This is a genomic window from Bacillus sp. jun7, assembly GCF_051034795.1.
Taxonomy (GTDB): Bacteria; Bacillota; Bacilli; order Bacillales; family Bacillaceae; genus Bacillus; species Bacillus velezensis.
This window is the reverse complement of the sequence record NZ_CP093219.1, coordinates 3,400,971-3,420,713: the sequence shown is the minus strand read 5'-3', so window position 1 is coordinate 3,420,713 and position 19,743 is coordinate 3,400,971. Positions and strand designations below refer to the sequence as shown.

At 46.2% G+C, this 19,743-nt stretch carries 19 protein-coding genes, 1 pseudogene and 1 riboswitch; of the genes and pseudogenes, 6 read left to right on the top strand and 14 right to left on the bottom strand.

The window, feature by feature from the left end; genetic code table 11:
- Positions 1 to 5: 5 nt before the first annotated feature.
- The 6 genes and pseudogenes from MJQ52_RS16980 to MJQ52_RS16955 form a co-directional block, all read right to left on the bottom strand.
- Positions 6 to 989: an ABC transporter permease gene (locus tag MJQ52_RS16980; protein ID WP_110085466.1), complete on the bottom strand. Its 984-nt coding sequence runs from the start codon at positions 987 to 989 to the stop codon at positions 6 to 8.
- Between the two features lie 36 nt (positions 990 to 1,025).
- Complete coding sequence (locus MJQ52_RS16975; protein WP_434181840.1) at positions 1,026 to 2,012, bottom strand: ABC transporter permease; 987 nt, start codon at positions 2,010 to 2,012, stop codon at positions 1,026 to 1,028.
- Positions 2,013 to 2,027: 15 nt separating this feature from the next.
- On the bottom strand, positions 2,028 to 3,008 hold the full coding sequence (locus tag MJQ52_RS16970; protein ID WP_434181839.1) for an ABC transporter permease: 981 nt from the start codon (positions 3,006 to 3,008) through the stop codon (positions 2,028 to 2,030).
- A pseudogene (locus tag MJQ52_RS16965) lies at positions 3,002 to 3,881 on the bottom strand (ABC transporter ATP-binding protein). Before MJQ52_RS16965 ends, MJQ52_RS16970 begins: the two are co-directional and overlap by 7 nt.
- Positions 3,874 to 4,266 carry a GntR family transcriptional regulator YtrA gene (gene ytrA, locus MJQ52_RS16960; RefSeq protein WP_003152275.1) on the bottom strand — a complete coding sequence of 131 codons (393 nt, stop codon included), beginning with the start codon at positions 4,264 to 4,266 and terminating at the stop codon, positions 3,874 to 3,876. The pseudogene MJQ52_RS16965 and the gene ytrA overlap by 8 nt, the downstream one beginning before the upstream one ends.
- A 347-nt stretch (positions 4,267 to 4,613) precedes the next feature.
- Positions 4,614 to 4,886: a YtzC family protein gene (locus MJQ52_RS16955; protein WP_003152272.1), complete on the bottom strand. Its 273-nt coding sequence runs from the start codon at positions 4,884 to 4,886 to the stop codon at positions 4,614 to 4,616.
- A 237-nt stretch (positions 4,887 to 5,123) separates the two neighbouring features.
- Here MJQ52_RS16955 and MJQ52_RS16950 point away from each other — a divergent pair, with 237 nt between their 5' ends.
- The 3 genes from MJQ52_RS16950 to MJQ52_RS16940 all read left to right on the top strand — a co-directional run bounded on the left by MJQ52_RS16950 (position 5,124) and on the right by MJQ52_RS16940 (position 6,987).
- Positions 5,124 to 6,092, top strand: a complete 969-nt coding sequence (locus tag MJQ52_RS16950) for a TIGR01212 family radical SAM protein (RefSeq protein WP_003152268.1) — start codon at positions 5,124 to 5,126, stop codon at positions 6,090 to 6,092.
- Positions 6,089 to 6,670: a tRNA (mnm(5)s(2)U34)-methyltransferase gene (locus MJQ52_RS16945; protein WP_014305624.1), complete on the top strand. Its 582-nt coding sequence runs from the start codon at positions 6,089 to 6,091 to the stop codon at positions 6,668 to 6,670. Before MJQ52_RS16950 ends, MJQ52_RS16945 begins: the two co-directional genes overlap by 4 nt.
- A 122-nt stretch (positions 6,671 to 6,792) precedes the next feature.
- Positions 6,793 to 6,987, top strand: coding sequence for a hypothetical protein (locus tag MJQ52_RS16940; RefSeq protein WP_003152265.1), 195 nt, complete (start codon positions 6,793 to 6,795; stop codon positions 6,985 to 6,987).
- Positions 6,988 to 7,004: 17 nt separating this feature from the next.
- Here the strand turns inward: MJQ52_RS16940 and MJQ52_RS16935 are convergent, their stop codons facing one another.
- The 3 genes from MJQ52_RS16935 to MJQ52_RS16925 form a co-directional block, all read right to left on the bottom strand.
- Positions 7,005 to 7,814 (bottom strand): glycerophosphodiester phosphodiesterase family protein, encoded by an 810-nt coding sequence (locus MJQ52_RS16935; protein ID WP_094247633.1) that lies wholly within the window; start codon positions 7,812 to 7,814, stop codon positions 7,005 to 7,007.
- Positions 7,815 to 7,917: 103 nt separating this feature from the next.
- The gene (locus tag MJQ52_RS16930) at positions 7,918 to 8,997 is read right to left on the bottom strand and encodes a tetraprenyl-beta-curcumene synthase family protein (protein WP_003152263.1); all 1,080 of its coding nucleotides are present in this window, start codon (positions 8,995 to 8,997) and stop codon (positions 7,918 to 7,920) included.
- Between the two features lie 20 nt (positions 8,998 to 9,017).
- Positions 9,018 to 9,797: an alpha/beta hydrolase gene (locus MJQ52_RS16925; protein WP_003152261.1), complete on the bottom strand. Its 780-nt coding sequence runs from the start codon at positions 9,795 to 9,797 to the stop codon at positions 9,018 to 9,020.
- Between the two features lie 46 nt (positions 9,798 to 9,843).
- Here MJQ52_RS16925 and MJQ52_RS16920 point away from each other — a divergent pair, with 46 nt between their 5' ends.
- The gene (locus MJQ52_RS16920; protein ID WP_025853382.1) at positions 9,844 to 10,359 is read left to right on the top strand and encodes a gamma carbonic anhydrase; all 516 of its coding nucleotides are present in this window, start codon (positions 9,844 to 9,846) and stop codon (positions 10,357 to 10,359) included.
- A gap of 174 nt (positions 10,360 to 10,533) precedes the next feature.
- Here MJQ52_RS16920 and alaP read toward each other — a convergent pair whose 3' ends face one another.
- From alaP to metK, 3 genes are all read right to left on the bottom strand, one after another.
- The gene (gene alaP / locus MJQ52_RS16915) at positions 10,534 to 11,937 is read right to left on the bottom strand and encodes an alanine permease AlaP (RefSeq protein ID WP_003152257.1); all 1,404 of its coding nucleotides are present in this window, start codon (positions 11,935 to 11,937) and stop codon (positions 10,534 to 10,536) included.
- A 202-nt stretch (positions 11,938 to 12,139) separates the two neighbouring features.
- Positions 12,140 to 14,038: an asparagine synthase (glutamine-hydrolyzing) gene (asnB, locus tag MJQ52_RS16910; protein WP_003152255.1), complete on the bottom strand. Its 1,899-nt coding sequence runs from the start codon at positions 14,036 to 14,038 to the stop codon at positions 12,140 to 12,142.
- A gap of 143 nt (positions 14,039 to 14,181) precedes the next feature.
- Positions 14,182 to 15,384: a methionine adenosyltransferase gene (gene metK, locus MJQ52_RS16905; RefSeq protein ID WP_003152253.1), complete on the bottom strand. Its 1,203-nt coding sequence runs from the start codon at positions 15,382 to 15,384 to the stop codon at positions 14,182 to 14,184.
- Between the two features lie 169 nt (positions 15,385 to 15,553).
- A riboswitch (SAM riboswitch) is annotated at positions 15,554 to 15,693 on the bottom strand.
- Between the two features lie 197 nt (positions 15,694 to 15,890).
- Here metK and pckA point away from each other — a divergent pair.
- Positions 15,891 to 17,474: a phosphoenolpyruvate carboxykinase (ATP) gene (pckA, locus tag MJQ52_RS16900; RefSeq protein WP_094247632.1), complete on the top strand. Its 1,584-nt coding sequence runs from the start codon at positions 15,891 to 15,893 to the stop codon at positions 17,472 to 17,474.
- Between the two features lie 42 nt (positions 17,475 to 17,516).
- Here pckA and MJQ52_RS16895 read toward each other — a convergent pair whose 3' ends face one another.
- Both MJQ52_RS16895 and MJQ52_RS16890 read right to left on the bottom strand, forming a co-directional pair.
- Positions 17,517 to 17,759, bottom strand: a complete 243-nt coding sequence (locus tag MJQ52_RS16895) for a DUF2584 domain-containing protein (protein WP_003152249.1) — start codon at positions 17,757 to 17,759, stop codon at positions 17,517 to 17,519.
- 57 nt (positions 17,760 to 17,816) lie between these two features.
- Positions 17,817 to 18,590 (bottom strand): alpha/beta hydrolase family protein, encoded by a 774-nt coding sequence (locus tag MJQ52_RS16890; RefSeq protein ID WP_015418056.1) that lies wholly within the window; start codon positions 18,588 to 18,590, stop codon positions 17,817 to 17,819.
- A gap of 139 nt (positions 18,591 to 18,729) precedes the next feature.
- Between MJQ52_RS16890 and MJQ52_RS16885 the strand changes: the two genes are divergently transcribed.
- On the top strand, positions 18,730 to 19,734 hold the full coding sequence (locus MJQ52_RS16885; RefSeq protein ID WP_094247631.1) for an ABC transporter substrate-binding protein: 1,005 nt from the start codon (positions 18,730 to 18,732) through the stop codon (positions 19,732 to 19,734).
- Positions 19,735 to 19,743: the final 9 nt, after the last annotated feature.

Here is a 19,743-nt window from a genome sequence, read left to right as displayed (position 1 = left end):
CCCCCTTATATCTGTTTCGTTTTTTTATAGATGAAGTAATAACTGATGAAAAACCCGATAACCGCACCGATGAGCATGCCGAATATGTAACCGGTATACGAACCGTTATAAGCATATCCGCATACCCCCGCACTTCCCATCATACTGAGCGACATGACGAGCACTTGAATGATGCGTTCAATGTGTTTGCTCAGGATAAAATGTCCGCTTCGTTCATTCGGCATTTTCAGGAAATTCACATAGCCGAATAGATAGAAACAAAATCCCATTAATGCGGAGATGAACAATGCGTTTTTCATGTAATACATCCATGATGTATGGATGTAAGCCGCAGGCATGAAATAGATCAGAAATCCGCTCCAAGGGAAATCAATATCCGGCACAGCCTGCCTGCCAAAAAGGAACTCGGCGTTTAACAGGTAAATCGTCATAACCACGATCGGAAAGACGGAAACCGTGAACGCTGTGATCAGCTGCGCCGCTAAATTGCCCGTTATCGTGCCGGCAGCTGTCACTAATGCATAAATCATCAAGCTGATGACCAGCATCCCTGCGCTGAATGATTGAAAATGATGGACAGCGTCAGGTTTAAGCGCTAGAAACAATATGTCTGATACTCCGTAAGAAACAAACTGCGAGCCGGCTAACACGGCTGCTCCCAAGAAAAACTTCGTATGAAATATCCGGCTTCTCGAATACGGAAGACTCAGTGTAAACATCCTTTCAGCCCGGCCTGCTCTTATCAGAAAAAGCCCCATAACAACCGGCGGAATGAAATGAAGCCCAATCAAATTCCGATAATTGCTGTAATCGATGCTGAATGTACAAACTGACCCCGGGTACAGCTGAAGTGCACGTAAACAATCCTTATAGTGAAAATACTCATTTATAATTGCCAAAGGGCCTAAGATAGATAAGAACCCCGCTGTAAGCAGCAGCAGCGTCTGCCGCTGCTTACATTCTTTATAAAGCAAACCGCTAATCGGCACCTTGCCTTCCTCCAAACTGCTCATTTTCAAACGGATCTACATATGCTTTGACTTCCTGTAAACCGTAAAATAACTGATGAAAAACCCGATAACCGCGCCGAAGATAATGCCGGCTAAATAGCCGAACATCGTGTCTGTGACCCCATATCCGAAAACACCGAAACCCATAACGGCAAACGCAATCACCAAAATCTGCACCGGACGGTCCAATTTTCTCCATAGAAAGAATCTGCCGTTCCGTTCATTCGGATGTTTCAGAAAGCTGACGTAACCGATCAGATAAAAGACAAGGCTCATCACCATCGGAATGATTAAAACCAAATCCCTTTCTCTGATCCACTCGTTAAACACATATCCAATAGGGGTTACAAATATAAAAAGACGGGATTCGATATAACTGCTGATAAAAGAAAATTGATCTCCCACACTAACACCGAAAACGACCTCCAAATTCGCGGCCGGCAGACCGATGAGTAAAAAAGGCAGAATCGTTACGGTAAACGCCGTTAACAGCTGGGCGAATATATGTCCCGTTATTGCTCCGGATGCCATTAACAAGGCGTAAGCCATAAAACTGATGACAATCATTCCGATTGAAAAATGATCAAAATCGTACGTATGGCTCGGTTTCAGCAAAGATATCAGCAATGACGCCGCTCCATAGCCTATCGCCTGAGGAACAACAATGACTGCCCCGCCGAGCCAGAATTTAGTCTGAAAGATTTGGCCTCTGCTGTAAGGCATGCTTAACAAAGCATCCATCGTTCCCTTTGTCCGTTCCAAGCCTAATAAGCAGACAGCAATGACGACACTCACAACCCAGCTGAAAGAAAGAAGCGATCCATTCGTATAACTCACGGTAAATTCACAATATTGCGGATCCAGATAATTCAAACGCCCTTGGTATGATAAATAGTAGTAATAAATCATAAAAGGGTTTGCCGCTATTAAGAAAATACCGCTCAACAAAAACAGCCACTGATTTTTCTTCCATTCTGTGTACAATAATCCCCGCGGTATCATTCCGGTTCTCCTCTCTTACACATGCTTTGCTTTTTTATAAATTACAAAATAACTGACCAAAAATCCGACCGCTCCTCCGACCAGCATCCCGGCCACATACCCTGTCATCGTCTGTCCCGTCGAGTACCCCGCCAGGCCAAAACCGAGAACGGCGATGATGATCACCACAATCTGAATGGGCCGGTCAAGCTGTCTCCAGAGAAAAAAATGGCCGTTCCGTTCCACCGGCTGCCTGACATAGCAAAAGTACCCGATGGCATAAAATACAATGCTCATCACTGCCGGAATGATTAATATATACTTGCTGGCAGATACCCAGTCCGTATTAACATACATGATCGGAATCAGATATTGAAACGAATCGTTTAGGTAAGCATTGACTGATGGCATCAGCTCATGCATGCCGACCCTGAAGATAACTTCCGCATTTGTCAGCGGCAACGTAATAATCAGGTATGGTGATATCGACACAGCAAACGCCGTTAACAGCTGGGCGAACGTATTCCCCGTTAAGCAGCCTGCGCTCGCGACCAATGTAAAAGCCAAAACACTCACAATAATCTCTCCGACGCTGTAATGGTGGAAGAAATATACGCGCTCAGGCTTTAACAGAAGAATGAGCAGCTCAGCCAGCCCGTAGCCGATCACCTGAGCGCCGGTAATGACCGCCGCCCCGAGCCAAAATTTAGTGTGAAACACCTGAGCGCGGGAATAAGGCAGACTGAAAAGCGCATCAATCGTACCTTTCGTACGTTCCAGTCCGAATAAGCAAACCGCCAAAATCACAGCGGGCGCCCAGTTTAAGTTCAGCATTCCGCTATCCAAAGAATTCACATAAAACTTACAATATGCTCCGTGGGTGTCCAGACAGCCTTGATAAACCAGATAGGTATTTAACACTTCAAATGGATTGACCGCCGCTAAAAAAATGCCGACCATCACAAGAACAGTTCGATTCTGCACCCATTCCCTGTACAGCAATCCCCTGTCTACCATCTCCGGTTCCCTCCAAACTTCGCGATGAAAACTTCTTCTAAGTTCACAGGAAGCTCGTTCCATACTTTAGGCTGCAGCTCTTGCAGAAAGTTCTTTTTCTTCTCATCGTTCTTTTGAATCAGCACCGTATAAAACACACCGGCATGGTCGAGAATCGGTATATTTTGTTCCCTGATCTTCAAGGCGACGTCCTCTTCAAATGCCATTTGGATTTTCATGTACTCTTCCTTCATATCATCCAAGTCCATCACATTCGTCAGCTGATTTCCTTCCAAAAACCCGATCCGGTTGCACATTCGCTCAATATCTTCTAAACGGTGTGAGGTAATCAGAATGCTCGTTTCCCGTTCAGCTACTTCATCCACCATAAGCTGAAGCACGTCATGACGCGTTACGGCGTCAATTCCGTCCGTCGGTTCATCCAAAAGGATAAGAGCCGGGCGTGAAGCAAAGGCAAGGACGAGCGCAAGCTGTTTTTTCAGGCCTGTGGATAATTCACGGTATTTCTTCGTTTCCGGAATGCCGTACCTGTTCATCAGCTCATTGGCGTAAGTCACATCAAAATTCGGATAGATTCTGCTTACAATCGCAACAAGCTGTTTATATGTATACTTATCATAAAAAGGATTTTCAACAGGCATATAAATGATATTCTGTTTGACTTTCGGATGACGCTTTATTTCCACCTGATTAAATAAAACCGTCCCTTGATCCGGCAGCAGAATCTGCTGAATGAGCCGGAGCAGTGTTGTTTTCCCTGATCCGTTTCGCCCGAGCAGCCCGAAAATTTCACCTTTTCCGATGGTGAGCGAAATATCTTTGAGCACTTCTTTACCGTCTATCATTTTTTGAGAGATTCCGCAATTCAATCATGATCCTTTCCTCCTTTCACATCAGCGCTGATTTCCTTTATCCATTCCTGCAGCTTCTCCAGCTCAACTCCCGCGTAATGGGCATCGATGATGAGCTGTTTCAATTGCTCTTTTATCATCGTCATCTTCCCTTCAACCAATGTCGTTTTTGCATTCTCCGATATATACGTTCCTCTTCCCCTCAGCGTTTCAATGACACCATCGCGTTCGAGCTCCTTGTACGCTTTGCTGACTGTGTTCGGATTGGCGATAATGATCGTTGCCAATTCCCTGACAGAAGGAAGTTTATCCCCCGGCTTCATGATCCCTTTTAAACAAAGCTCTTTCAATTGCTGTATGATCTGCTCATAAATCGGAGTTGAGCTTCTCGGATCGATTTGAATCATTTACTTCCCTTCTTTCTTTTACGAGCTGCTCTCTTTCTTTAAATGTTCTGCCATTGAAAACCGATGACGACAAGAACGACAAACAGACTGCTGGCCAAAACCGAGGCGGCGATAATAAGAGGCACATCTTGTTTTACGGATCTTTTGTTTTTCATGAAAGTTCCCCTTCCCTATGCTTAACATTTATATGTCGATTTCATTTTTTGAGTGTTTTATGTGTATTACATCAAGTAGTACACGTAATACAATAAACACACTCAGGCCTATTGTCAATTCTTTTTTAAAAGAAATACAAAAAAACCCGCCGGGATTCCGGCAGGTTCGCTGAACCATTTGAAACGGCGCGGTCAGTAATCAAAATTACGCTGCAAAATCATATTGTTTTGCAAGGTCTGCAGCTGCAATCTCATTCTGTAAAGCTGCTCTCTTTGCTGATCATTCGCAGATAATGACAGCTTGTTTAATTCATTCACCGCGTTTTCAAGCATCATTTGCGCTTCACTGTATTCATTATCATTATAATGCTCTTGTTTTGAAGCGGTCATAAATTGCTCATTCGCAAATTCATACGCCTGTTCGCTTCTTTGGAGATGTTCATCTACTGATTGTCTTGTTGCCAACGAAACCCCTCCTCAGTGAATGGGAAATCAAACTTAGTTTGAGCGGACCAAAAATAATAACACCCGAAGGTTGCAGGAAAGAGAACCAAATTTTCCGCGTTTTAGCTAAAAGAATGAGAATCCTGCCTGGAGTCATAATAAACAAAAGAAAGCCCCATCCTGTTTTCAGATTGTGAACCCCCATCATTCATGCTACAATTTTAGGATGCATCTGATGTGAGGGAGGCTTTTTGAACATTGAACGAGAATAACCCTTTTCCTTATTCAAATACGGAAAAACGGTACCATACATTAAATTATCATCTGCGGGAGCATTTCGGGCATAAAGTGTTTAAAGTCGCGCTTGACGGCGGTTTTGACTGCCCGAATCGGGACGGCACGGTTGCACACGGCGGCTGCACATTCTGCAGCGCGGCGGGCTCCGGCGATTTTGCCGGCAACCGGGCCGATGACTTACTCACGCAATTTCACGATATCAAAAACCGTATGCACGAAAAGTGGAAAGACGGCAAATATATCGCATATTTCCAGGCGTTCACGAATACGCATGCCCCGGTAGAGGAGCTGCGTGAAAAATTTGAATCCGTCCTCAAGCTTGACGGCGTTGTCGGCATGTCTATCGCCACCCGTCCGGACTGCCTGCCGGACGATGTCGTGGAATATTTGGCAGAACTGAATGAGCGGACCTATTTGTGGGTTGAACTCGGGCTGCAGACCGTGCATGAACGGACCGCACTCCTGATCAACCGCGCCCATGATTTTGACTGCTATGTTGAGGGTGTCAATAAACTGAGAAAACACGGCATCCGCGTTTGTTCCCATATCATTAACGGGCTTCCGCTTGAAAACAGGGACATGATGATGGAGACGGCCAAAGCCGTCGCTGATTTGGATGTGCAAGGCATTAAAATTCACCTGCTTCACTTATTAAAAGGCACACCGATGGTGAAGCAATATGAAAAAGGAAAGCTGGAGTTCCTTTCTCAAGAAGAATATGTAAGTCTTGTATGTGATCAGCTCGAAATCATTCCCCCGGAAATGATCGTTCACCGCATTACGGGAGACGGGCCAATCGAATTAATGGTCGGGCCGATGTGGAGCGTCAATAAGTGGGAAGTACTGGGCGCCATTCAAAAAGAGCTGGAAACACGGGGAAGCTATCAAGGAAAGCTCTTCAGAAAGACCGGGGAGGAGACCGCCCTATGACCTTGATGCACATCCTCCCTTTCAGTAAAGAATTGCTGAAGTCCGCCGCACAGGAAGGTGATATCACGGTTGACGCGACGATGGGCAACGGACATGATACATATTTTCTGGCCGGCCTTGTCGGTGAGACAGGACATGTCCATGCCTTTGATATTCAAGCGGACGCACTCGCTAAAACGAAGGAGCGGCTCGGTGCCGACTTCGGCCCGCGCGTCACGCTTCACCATAAAAGCCATGATCAAATAAAGGCATCACTGCCTGAAGATGCGCACGGTCGTGTGGCTTGCGCCGTCTTTAATCTCGGCTATCTGCCAGGCGGCGATAAAAGCATTACGACAAACGGCCGCTCAACCATTTCCGCGATCGAACAGCTCCTTGAACTGCTGAAGGAGAACGGGCTGATCGTTCTCGTTGTGTACCACGGGCATCCTGAAGGCAAGACGGAAAAAAGTGCATTACTGGAATACTGCAGCAATCTTGATCAGGAAAAAGCCCGCGTGCTGAGCTACGGCTTTCTCAACCAGCAAAACGACCCGCCGTTTATTATAGCGATTGAAAAGAAATCTGCCGGCAAATAAAGAATGGGCCCGTCATAAGCGGGCCCATTCTTTTTGTGTTTACTTTTCAAGAAAAATCAATTACTATGAAATAATGGAAAAAAGTTCATCTTTTAAGTGTAACATCTGGGAGGAGCGGCAATTTGAATATTCTTCGCATCATATTTTCAAGTGTTCCCTATGTAATGTTTGTCATCATTTTATCAAGACATTTAGGATTTGAGTTCGCGAAAACCTATTACTGGTGGTTTGCTGCATTTTTTGTCATCGGGCTGATCGGCAAATTCGCAATGCACCTTGCGGCAAAAAAGAAACCGTTAAAAAAAGAGACAGCGTAAAATGCGCATGTCTCTTTTTATTTACTGTTTTGCAGCACGCTGCGTGTATAAGCGGGATTGTTCGTAAAGACACCATCTGCTTTTTGTTTCAGCATAATAGGCGTCAGCGTATGCTCGTCTTCCTTATCAAAAAACACGTGCACTTTCATCTTATTGTGATGAATGCGCTTCACGACTGCTTCATTTGCCAATTTGGCGTTGATCCCGACTGTATCAGCATACGTTCTGATGGTTTGCAGCTGCTTATCATTTATCTCCTCAGCCTCGTTATCTTTTAATAATCGAACAAGAGGAACTTTTTTATTCATAGAATGAACTTTCTTTAAGCTCTTCCCGCTAAAAGACTCAATGACTGCTTTATGGCTGGAAATCAGCTTATGTTTTTGTAATATGTCAATCAGTTTCTTTTCCATCACCAGGCTGCCGTTGCTTTCTCTTGTCTCAATATAGTAATTGGCAGTTTGTCCGAATTTCTGGATGATTTCTTCTAATGTTAAAATCTTTTCTCCTTTTCCCGCATTCAGTTTCTTAATCTGAGCCAAAGACAGATCATCTGTCATCCCTTTACCATCTGTTGTCCGATCTACCGTTTTATCGTGAATCGCAATCAGACGGCCGTCCTTTGTCTCCCGTAAATCTATCTCAATATAATCTGCTTTGTCTTTAATCGCACGTGCATAAGACAAAGCGGTATGTTCCGGCTCAATCGCAGAAGAGCCCCTGTGCGCTATCAAGACAGGATGATAGCCGGCGGAAGCATGGATGACGGAGCAGCCTCCGGAAATGGAAAGTAATGCTATGACCGCTAAATACTTTAATTTTTTCATAAAATTAAAGTATCATATTCTGCAGGCGCACACAATGTTTCATTCTTCACGTCATAAATAAAAAAACTGCGCCGTCAATGTACACGAGAGGCGCAGTTCCCCATTACGAACTTTTCGTCCAAGCCATCTTCTGAAATTTGCGGTAGGCTCTTCCGTTGATATAAAAGAAAAATGACGTTTTTCCGCTTGCCCTGATCAGCTTTCGCGCGAGGCGGCCCATTTCTTTTTGGCCGGCGACTTTGTCATCGGATAAATAGACGCCGAGCAGCCCCCTGTTGATCAGCCGGTGAAAATTTTCATGCGGAATGCCTTGCAAATGTTCATCCGCTTTTTCAATAAAATGCTGCAGTCTCTGCATCATTTCTTCATGAGACTGATAATACGTACAGAAATTCAGATCGCCTTCAAGCAGATCTTCTTCCTGGTCAATTAAATAATCGAGCAGTATGTGCAGCCCTTGTATGTACGGAAAATAACTGCTGCGGATTTTCTCAGCGGTATGTTCGTTAAAATCAGGCTGGAATGAGTAAGCAACGAGACAGAAAATGCCTAACGTCGATCCGGCGCAGGCCGAGAACTCAAACCACTCCATTTCCGGAAGCTGTGACCGGTACTGCTCAAACCAGGCTTTAAGCCTCGGAACGCGTTCATGCTCAACGACATGCTTATGAACCTGAAGATCGCAATAATAATCACACAGCTCAAGCAAATAAGGTTTAATGATACCGTAATGTTCTATTGACCCGAGCACCCGCTGGCATGTTCTGACCAGCTCATGAAGATAACCGCCGTCATCCCGCTCCTCTCTGTACTGATAGTACGGCCGCACCTCGGCACCGACCGTCAGCGCGTCACGCATGGAAAGATGAAGCATGCGGAAGTCCTCCGGATCAAGCGAGGTGCTGCGGTCGCACAGATTGTCCAGATAATCACTGATTGTCTGATACGCGATGATAAATTGCACGCATTTCTGTTTTTGTTCTCCCGAAAGCAAGGCTAAAATGCCGCCGCCTTCACAATGAAACGATTTATCGCGGATACTTGCGGCCGCCTGCTGCCGCAGTTCGGTATTTTTAATGGAATCTGATTTTTCCCGCCACATGTTCAATTCCTGATGAACGAGCGGAAAAATTTCCCGATACACTTTTGCCATAAGGTTAAAAGGATGTTCCGGTACTGTCAACATATGCACCCCCAGCGAATTCAAATATACTGATCTGTAAAGGCTTTTGCCGCCTTAAACACAGTTTCTCTTTCCGGTTCATTAAAAATTTCATGATAAAGCCCTTCCCATTCCCGATACGATTTATTATGGGAAGCCACACCGGAAAACCATTTGCGGACCTTCATTTTATCGACGATTTTGTCATCACCGCCCTGCATAAGCAAAAGCGGCACCTTTAAAAACGCATCAGTCGGCACCATAGCGGCATCAATGGTTTTTAAAAGCTCTCTGTACCATCTTACGGATACCTTCGTGACATATAAAGAATCGTTTTGATCCGCTTCAATCATATCCGCATTCCTCGTTGCCATATCAGGTGATAAGCCGGAATCCACTCTGAGGGACGGAGCGAGGACGTTCAGTCCTTTAGACGCAAAATCAAGGACTTTATTGACTTTTATTTGCAGACCCAGACAAGGTGATGATAAAATGAGTGCCGTAATGCGGGGATTTCTCTGCTGCTTAAACCATTCTATCGCAATCAGTCCGCCCATGCTGTGGCCCAAAAGGAAAACGGGCGCTTCAAGCGTTCTCGCTTTATCAATCCATATATCTACTTCATCAATGTATTCTTGGAAAGAGCGAATATGCCCTCTGGCGCGGGTCGACGTTCCCTGACCGGGCAAATCGCCCATCACCACGTTATATCCGGAAGATCTCCACATTTCAACGAGCCATTTATAACGCCCGTGGTATTCGCTCGCCCCGTGGATAATGACAATGGTACCGACGGGCCTGTCTGCTTTCCAAGTCCACATGCAGTTCACCTCTTACATAAATTTAGAGAAAGAAGGATGAGACATGATAATCTACCCTTATAAACAATTTACGCCTGACATACATCCTGAAGCGTTCATTGCGGATAACGCCGTCATAACGGGCGACGTCGTGATCGGAGAACAATCGAGCATCTGGTTCTCGGCAGTCATCCGGGGAGATGTTGCGCCGACAAGGATCGGAAAAAGAGTCAGCATACAAGACTTGAGCTGTCTGCATCAAAGCCCGAACCGCCCGCTTCTTATTGAAGATGACGTCACGATCGGCCATCAGGTTACACTGCACAGCGCAATCATCAGAAAGAATGCTTTAATCGGTATGGGCTCCGTCATTCTTGACGGGGCGGAAATCGGAGAAGGCGCGTTTATCGGCGCCGGAAGTCTCGTTCCTCCGGGCAAAACCATTCCTCCCGGCTGTCTTGCGTTCGGCCGGCCCGCAAAGGTTATCCGCCGGCTGACAGAAGAAGACATACGGGACATGGAAAGAATCAGAACGGAATATGTTGAAAAAGGCCGATACTATAAAACAATGCAAGAGAAATAAAAAAGATCAGCTTTGTTTTACTACTGTACCATTTTTCAAAATATTATTTAAGTAAAAACCATTTGCATTCTCCCGATTGTCAGGAAACAGAAGCAAAATGTTCAGGAATTTGTTTTATTCTTCCCCCTTTTACCCGATCCTATGAAAAAAGAGCCCATTTCAGCGGGCTCTTTTTTACGCTTTTTCGGCGAATGTCTGTCCGTTTTCCAGATCTATGTCTTTTCTTTTATGGAAACCTTTGCCGTAATAGGCGGCTAATAATATGCCGAACCAGACAGGACCGATGATGACGGCCACCCTGGTCTCTGCATCAAAAGCCATCAGCACAACGACAAAAGCCAGAAATGCCAGCGAGATATATGAGGAAAAGGGGTATAAAGGCATTTTATATTTGAGTTTTTTCCGTTCTTCCGGCTGTAAGCTTTTACGGTATTTCATTTGGGAAAGCAAAATAATCGACCATGTCCAAATTGCTCCGAACGTCGCAATGCTCGTCACCCACGTAAACACTTTCGCCGGCACCACGTAGTTCAGCAAAACGCCGATGCATAACGCACCCGCTGAAACCAATACCGCTTTTCCCGGCACACCGCCTTTTGTGACCGTACCGTATGCTTTAGGTGCTTCATTTTGCTCCGCCAGATTGAACAGCATACGCCCCGTGCTGAAGATCCCGCTGTTGCAGGAAGAAAGAGCCGCCGTCAATACGACAAAATTAATGATTCCGGCTGCAGCGGGTATTCCGATTTTTTCAAATGTCAAAACAAACGGGCTTCCGCCTGAACCGATTTCCTGCCACGGATAAATTGACATAATGACAAACAAAGCTCCGACGTAAAAAATGAGAATGCGCCAAAAAACAGTATCTATGGCCCGCGCCAGTGATTTTTCCGGATTTTTGACCTCACCGGCTGTGACACCGATCAGCTCAATCCCGAGATAAGCAAACATGACCATCTGAAGCGACAGCAGCACCCCTTTAATCCCATTCGGGAAAAAGCCGCCGTGGCTCCATAAATTGCTGATTCCGAGCGCAACGCCTCCGTTTCCGAGACCGAATACGATCATCACCAGACCGATCGCGATCATTGACAGAATCGCCAAGACTTTAATGAGCGCAAACCAGAATTCAAGCTCACCGTACGCTTTGACCGCCAGAAAGTTGACAGCCGTCATAATGACGAGTGCACAAAGCGCCCAGATCCATGACGGCACGTCAGGGAACCAGTAGCCCATATAAATGCCGACCGCGGTGATTTCCGCCATGCAGGTAACGACCCATAAAAACCAATAATTCCAGCCTGTTAAAAACCCGGCAAGCGGGCCGATATAATCTCTGGCATACCGGCTGAATGAACCGGCTACAGGCTTTTGAATCGCCATTTCCCCCAATGCCCGCATAATAAAAAACATAATCAGTCCGCTGCAGGCGTAAGCGGCTAAAATCCCCGGACCGGCAAGCTTTATGGCAGAAGCAGACCCGAGAAACAGCCCGACTCCAATCGCGGCGCCCAACGACATAAGCGAGATATGCCGCTCTTCCAAGCCGCGGTGAAGCGTTTTTTCTTTGTTTTGCATAACTCTCCCTCCCCCTGATTTTGACAAAGAAACAACAAACCGAGACGAAATAGCCAGAAAACTCTTTCCGGAATCTACCCGATTAGTCCTATTATAACCTTTTTCTGAATATTGCGTAATACTTTGTCGAAAACAGAGCGGAATAGACGGTTTACAAAAAACAATAGAAAAAAGGCTTTCGATAACTCGAAAGCCTTTTGGATTAAACGAAAATGACTTCTTTCGGCTGATGATTCAGCTCTTCCGGCACCAGTCTTTTTTCGACATTGATGCTGTGCCAGATCATGAAGATCAGCACGGTCCAGATTTTGCGGCTGTTGTCCGCTCTGTCGGCACAATGATCTTCCAGAAGCTGAAGGACATAATCCTTTTCAATATAAGCATCTGTTTCACTTTCGCGAATGATGTTGCGAACCCATTCGTTCATTTCATTTTTCAGCCAGTGGCGGATCGGCACAGGGAAGCCGAGTTTTTTGCGGTTAAGCACATGATCAGGCACTACCCCTTCAGCAGCTTTGCGCAGAAGGTATTTCGTCGTGCCGTTTTTCGTTTTCAGTTCATCCGGAATTTTAGAGGCCACGTCAAACACGACTTTATCAAGGAACGGCACGCGCAGTTCCAATGAGTTGGCCATCGTCATTTTGTCAGCCTTTAACAGGATGTCGCCGCGCATCCACGTATGGATATCAACATACTGCATTTTATTAATGTCGCTGTATGAACGGCTTTCCGTAAAGTACGGCTTCGTGACATCACGGTATGAAAGCTCTGGATTGTAATGTTTGAGCAGCTGTTTTTTCACGGGCTCTTCAAAAATCTTCGCATTACCGATATAGCGCTCCTCAAGCGGTGTGCAGCCGCGGACTAAGAGGCTTTTCCCTCTCATTCCTTCAGGCATGACGGACGCCACATGAAGAAGCATTTTTTTCAGACCGGACGGAATGCGTTCAAACGGTTTAAGCGAAAGCGGTTCGCGGTAAATATTGTACCCGCCGAACAGCTCGTCCGCGCCTTCCCCGGATAATGCAACCGTTACATGCTTTTTCGCTTCTTTCGCGACAAAGTACAAAGGAATCGCCGCCGGATCTGCAAGCGGGTCATCAAAGTGCCAGACGATTTTCGGAAGCTCATTCATATACTCCTCAGGAGAAATGACTTTGCTTATATTTTCAATCCCGAGCGCGGCAGCCGTTTCCTTCGCTACGTCAACTTCACTGAAGCCCTGCTGCTCAAAACCGACGGAAAATGTTTTAAGGCTCGGGTGAAATTCTTTCGCAACTGAGACGATAAAAGAAGAGTCAATACCGCCGGATAGAAACGAACCGACAGGAACGTCACTTCTCATGTGAACTTTGACAGAGTCAAAGATTGCGTCTCTGACTTCTTTCACCAATTTATCTTCATCAGACTGAACAGGCTTAAAGTTCGCTTTGAAATATGTTTTAAACGCGATGTCGCCTTCCGGGCGGATCGTAAACTGGCTGCCCGGCTCGACTTTTTTCACTTCAGCGTCAAGCGTGCTCGGTTCAGGAACGAATTGGAAAGACATATATTGCTGTAAAGAAGCTGTATCAAGATCAATACCGTTTTGAGCGGCCATTAAACTCTTTCTTTCAGATGCAAAATATACTTTGTCCCCGATGGTTGTGTAATACAGCGGTTTAATTCCGAACGGGTCTCTCGCGCCGTACATGACGCGGTCAGCCTTGTTCCAGATTAAAAACGCAAACATTCCGCGAAGCTTTGAAGCGGCTTCTTCTTTATAATGACGGTATGTCGCAAGGAGCACTTCGGTATCGGAATCTGTATTGAAAGTGTAGCCTTTCGCTTCAAGCTCTTCTCTCAATTCAATGTAGTTATAGATTTCGCCGTTAAAAATGATCCAATATTTTTCGTCTTCATATGATAAAGGCTGTCCGCCGTTTTCTACGTCAATAATACTGAGCCGTCTGAAGCCGAATCCGACGTGCTCATCATGATAATACCCATCGCTGTCAGGACCGCGGTGAACGATCATTTGGTTCATTTGTTTGATTAGCTCTTCTTGATCTGCGGTTTGAGTTAATGGATGCTTATTAAAAACACCGACAAATCCACACATAGTATAGCCTCCATAAGTGTAATTTTCTAATTGGACCCCCTTTTTATAGACGCTTTGTTACGCCATTGGTTTCACGCTATGTAAAAAATAAGCATGGCAGCATCTACAAAAAGGGAAAGCCGCTTAAGTAAGCGGCTATAAAATTATTCTCCTAGTGCTTCTTTGCGAAGCGCATCCGCCTTGTCAGTACGCTCCCAAGGAAGATCCACATCATGACGTCCGAAGTGGCCGTAAGCAGCTGTCTGCTTATAGATCGGGCGGCGCAGATCAAGCATTTTAATAATGCCGGCAGGTCTCAGGTCGAAGTTATTCCGTACGACTTCGATCAGTTTTTCTTCAGAAGCTTTTCCTGTATCAAATGTATTGATGGAAATAGAAACAGGCTGTGCCACGCCGATCGCGTATGCAAGCTGCACTTCACAAGAATCAGCAAGACCTGCTGCCACGATGTTTTTCGCTACGTATCTCGCAGCGTATGCCGCAGAACGGTCTACCTTCGTCGCATCCTTACCGGAGAATGCGCCGCCGCCGTGACGTGCATATCCGCCGTATGTGTCAACGATGATTTTACGGCCGGTAAGACCCGCATCACCTTGAGGTCCGCCGATTACGAAACGTCCCGTAGGGTTGATGAAGTATTTTGTTTCTTCATCGATCAGTTCCTCAGGCACGACAGGGTTAATGACATGCTCTTTCAGATTGCGCTGAATCTGCTCAAGCGTAATTTCCGGGTGGTGCTGAGTTGAAATGACGATCGCATCGATGCGGACCGGCTTGTTGTTTTCATCATATTCAACGGTAACTTGCGTTTTGCCGTCAGGGCGAAGGTACGGAAGAATGTCTTCTTTGCGGACTTCGCTCAAACGGCGGGCTAATTTATGCGCCAAAGAGATCGGAAGCGGCATAAGCTCTTTCGTTTCGTTACACGCATAACCGAACATCAGGCCTTGGTCTCCCGCTCCGATTGCTTCGATTTCAGCATCGCTCATTGTGCCTTCACGCGCTTCAAGAGCCTGATCGACACCCATTGCGATATCCGCAGACTGTTCATCAATTGATGTTAAAACAGCGCAAGTCTCCGCATCAAATCCGTATTTAGCGCGTGTGTAGCCGATTTCTTTAATCGTTTCACGGACTGTTTTCGGAATGTCAACGTATGTTGATGTAGTAATCTCTCCGCTTACCAGCACAAGTCCTGTCGTTACAGATGTTTCGCAGGCCACGCGCGCGTTCGGGTCATTTTTTAAAATCTCATCTAAGATACTGTCAGAAATTTGGTCACAGATTTTGTCCGGATGACCCTCAGTAACAGATTCAGATGTAAATAGTCGACGGTTTTTACTCATTCACTTTTCCTCCTGAAAAAAGATCTTTTGCAAGACCTTCTCATATGATACGGAACTCGCTCCCTCTTAATACAATGTCATACTATATCAGAGAATGTTAATTGGCATATTTTATGAAATAAAAAAACCTTTTCCACTCGAGGAAAGGGTTTGGTCTGTGTGCCTTTCACTCTTATCGCTCAAGGAAAATATTAAACCTTGCATCAGGTTAGCACCTTGGTTTCCCACAGTGTTTTCACCTGCTTTTTTACAGAGAAACCGGTTGCTGGGCTTCATCGGGCCTGTCCCTCCGCCAGCTCGGGATAAGAGTATCCGCTCAATGAAATATCTTATCGTAAAAGGGCGGAAAGTGTCAATATGAATTAAAGCGATTGCGCGCCTTTATTTCGGGAAGCAATGGAAAAACACAAACAAAAAACCGCAAATAGTATAGACTATTTTCAGATATATGTTATACTAATTCCACATTCAGCGAAATACAAATAAACCGGCAAAGGAAGGTTTTTATGAAATTAGTTGATTTAACCGCAGATCTTCAAGCATTACTTGCAAGTCCGAATGTGCATCATAATTTATCGGCTCCAAAACTTACCGAAAAAGTAATCAGCCGAAATGAAGGAACGCTGACATCAACGGGCGCCGTACGCGCCACCACCGGCGCATATACAGGCCGGTCACCTAAAGATAAATTTATCGTCCGTGAACAAAGCACAGAAAATCAAATTGATTGGGGCGCGGTGAATCAGCCCATTTCTGAAGAGGCGTTTGAAAAGCTGTACGCCAAAGTCGTCAGCTACTTAAAACAGCGGGATGAACTGTTTGTGTTTGAAGGATTCGCGGGAGCGGATGAAAAATACAGACTGCCGATTACGGTCGTAAATGAATTTGCGTGGCACAATTTATTCGCGCGCCAGCTGTTTATCAGACCGGAAACGGATGAAAGAGACCCGCAAGCGCAGCCTTTCACCATTCTCTCAGCTCCGCATTTTAAAGCAGACCCGGAGACGGACGGCACGCATTCGGAAACATTTATCATTGTCTCTTTCGAAAAGCGCGTCATTTTAATCGGCGGCACCGAATACGCCGGAGAAATGAAAAAATCAATATTCTCCATTATGAACTTCCTGCTTCCGCAGCAGGATATACTGCCGATGCACTGCTCAGCCAACGTCGGTGAAAAAGGCGATGTCGCCCTGTTTTTCGGCCTTTCCGGCACAGGGAAAACGACGCTTTCAGCCGATGCGGACCGCAAACTGATCGGAGATGACGAGCACGGCTGGTCAGATTCCGGCGTTTTCAACATTGAAGGCGGATGTTACGCTAAATGTATCAATCTGAGCGAGGAAAAAGAACCGCAGATTTTTCGTGCGATCCGCTTCGGGTCTGTTCTTGAGAATGTCGTGCTTGATGAAAAAACGGGTGAAGCGGATTACGACAATTCCTTCTACACGGAAAACACAAGAGCCGCATATCCGATTGAGATGATCGGCAATATCGTGCAGCCTAGCATTGCCGGCCATCCGCAGGCGATCGTCTTTCTAACGGCGGACGCATTCGGCGTGCTTCCTCCGATCAGCAAACTGACGAAGGAACAGGCGATGTATCACTTCTTAAGCGGATACACCAGTAAACTCGCGGGAACCGAACGCGGCGTGACATCTCCGCAAACGACTTTCTCGACGTGCTTCGGTTCACCGTTCCTTCCGCTTCCGGCACATGTATATGCCGAAATGCTCGGGCATAAAATCGACGAACACGGCGTTCAAGTCTTCCTGGTCAACACAGGCTGGACCGGCGGAGGGTACGGAGTCGGAGAACGGATGAAACTTTCGTATACAAGAGCGATGGTCAAAGCCGCTATTGACGGCAGACTGAACCAGACTGACATGTCGGCAGACAGCATTTTCGGCCTGCACAGTCCCGTTCATGTTCCGGGCGTGCCGGATGAAGTTCTTCAGCCTGAAAACACATGGAGCGATAAACAAGCATACAACGAAAAAGCGCTGTTTTTAGCCAATGAGTTTAAAGAAAACTTTAAAAAGTTTTCCCATGCAGACTCGATTGCCAAAGCCGGCGGACCTCTCGTGTAATCAAAAAAGCCAAGGGCGTTTATGCCCTCGGCTTTTGTTTTTTCAGTTTGTCGAATGAAGCGAAGTGAGTCTGTATGTAATGCTTGTCCGGCCGTTCGCCCATTCGAGCTTTTGGACCTCGCCGGTGCCGGATTTCTCTCCGGTCTTCGTTTTGCGCACGTCCATCGGAATATCAAGAGGATAGACGCGGTAGCCCTCTTTCTCCAATAAAAAGATATTTTCCTCTATCCGTTTTTCATTGCCTTTTGTCACAATCATGGTATTAAATTCAACAGGCATTCCCAAAATGAAAATCCCCTTTCATTCTCTTATTCTTTATTATCATATCATAAATCAGGCATCTTACCGTGTCTTCATCCATTCCGCCAGCCGCCGGACAATGCGTCTGTTTTCCTGCGGCGGAAAATAATGCGTAAAACCGCTGTAATACCAAGTTTCCACCGGTTTCCCCGCCTCTTTCAGCTTGTCCTCGATCATCCGGGCGTGTTCAATCGAAACATTCTCATCATTCTCTCCATGGATGAGCAGCACAGGGGCCTGAATGCGGTCTGCTTTTTCAAACGGCGAACGCCATCTGTATTCATCCGGCACCTTTTTCGGCGTGCCGCCGATCACCCGCTTCATCATCCGCCGCATATCCTTCCGCTCTTCATAAGTAAGCACCATATCGCTCACACCGCCCCATGAAACGAGTGAAGCCGCTTGATGCCCCATTTCAATCGCGGTCAAAAGCCCCATGATTCCGCCCCGGGAAAAACCGAAAATATGCACCCGCCCTTCCCTGACGTTCGGATGCTCCCGAAGAAGGCGGAAAGCGGAAAACGCGTCCTCTCTGTCCTCTCCCGCAAAATCTTCATTTCCCTCGCCGCCCTGGTTGCCTCTGTAATAAGGCGCAAACACGACAAAGCCTTGGGAAGCGAATTGAACGATTCTGCCGGGGCGTACCATGCCGACATTTTTTATGCCGCCGCGCAAATATAAAAAACCGTCATATGTTCCCGGCGCCGCAGGTTCGGCAAGGAGCCCCTTTACCTTCAGACCTTCTGACTCATAGCATACCGCAAAGAGGCGGACATGCGGACTCGGAGACGGGAACCTTTTCTTTTCTACCAGCAAAACAATGCGCCTCCTTATATCATCAGTTTTTTTATTCTTTCCCAACGTGAATATGGGCACTCACACATTTTTTATACTCATCATACGATATGTAAAGCAGAAAAGGTTATTTTAACGCTTAAAACAAGGAGGTTACACCGTGAACAAATGGCTCAAAGCGGGCTGCGTTTTTGTCATATGCGCCTTTTTCCTGCTCATTCTTCCGGCTTGCAGACAGGAAGAAAGTCTGACAAAAGTAAAGGTGGCGGAAGTCACACACTCCATCTTCTATACGCCTCTGTATGTCGCTGAAGCAAAAGGTTTCTTTAAAAAAGAAGGGCTCCAAGTGTCACTTCAAACAACATGGGGCGGAGACAAAACGATGACATCGCTTTTGTCAAACGGGTCTGATATCGCGCTGGTCGGTTCTGAAACATCCATTTACGTGGAGGCGCAGGGAGCAAAAGATCCGGTCATCAACTTCGCGCAGCTGACACAGACGGACGGCACATTTCTCGTGTCGCGGAAAGATGAGAAATCATTCAAATGGAGCGATTTAAAAGGAAAAACATTTCTCGGCCAGCGAAAAGGCGGCATGCCCCAAATGGCCGGTGAGTACGTCCTGAAAAAGAATCACATAGAGCCGAAAAAAGACATTAACCTCGTTCAAAACATTGATTTCGCCAATATTTCCAACGCATTCGCATCCGGAACGGGTGATTATGTGCAGCTGTTTGAACCGACGGCATCCCAATTTGAAAAAGAAGGCATCGGCCATATCGTCGCATCCTTCGGAGAAGCTTCCGGCCAAGTGCCATACACAACCTTTATGGCAAAAGAAAGTTATTTGAAAAACAATGAAAAGACGGCGGAAAAATTCACCCGCGCCATCTATCGCGCCCAGCAATGGGTGGAAAGCCATCCGGCCAAAGACATCGCAAAAACGATTCAGAAGGAATTTGCCGATACAGACCCGGCCATTATCGAAACATCGATAGAGCGCTATAAAAAACAAAAGTCATTCTCTGCAGACCCAGTTCTGCAAAAGGATGAATGGGAACTGCTTCAATCTATTATGGATGAAGCCGGAGAGCTCCCGAAACACATTCCGTACAGCAAACTCGTCAACACAAAAATCGCCAAAAAAGTCACCTCAGAACAATAGGAGGAACAT

Bases quoted from the DNA above. Each gene is read 5' to 3' on its own strand.
- MJQ52_RS16925 (WP_003152261.1), bottom strand. From the start codon at position 9,797: ATGTGGACTTGGAAAGCAGACAGGCCCGTCGGTACCATTGTCATTATC.
- asnB (WP_003152255.1), bottom strand. From the start codon at position 14,038: ATGTGTGGATTTGTCGGTGTTTTTAATAAGCATCCATTAACTCAAACC.
- MJQ52_RS16945 (WP_014305624.1), top strand. From the start codon at position 6,089: ATGACCTTGATGCACATCCTCCCTTTCAGTAAAGAATTGCTGAAGTCC.
- alaP (WP_003152257.1), bottom strand. From the start codon at position 11,937: ATGCAAAACAAAGAAAAAACGCTTCACCGCGGCTTGGAAGAGCGGCAT.
- MJQ52_RS16975 (WP_434181840.1), bottom strand. From the start codon at position 2,012: ATGATACCGCGGGGATTATTGTACACAGAATGGAAGAAAAATCAGTGG.
- MJQ52_RS16970 (WP_434181839.1), bottom strand. From the start codon at position 3,008: ATGGTAGACAGGGGATTGCTGTACAGGGAATGGGTGCAGAATCGAACT.
- ytrA (WP_003152275.1), bottom strand. From the start codon at position 4,266: ATGATTCAAATCGATCCGAGAAGCTCAACTCCGATTTATGAGCAGATC.
- metK (WP_003152253.1), bottom strand. From the start codon at position 15,384: ATGAGTAAAAACCGTCGACTATTTACATCTGAATCTGTTACTGAGGGT.
- pckA (WP_094247632.1), top strand. From the start codon at position 15,891: ATGAAATTAGTTGATTTAACCGCAGATCTTCAAGCATTACTTGCAAGT.
- MJQ52_RS16935 (WP_094247633.1), bottom strand. From the start codon at position 7,814: ATGAAAAAATTAAAGTATTTAGCGGTCATAGCATTACTTTCCATTTCC.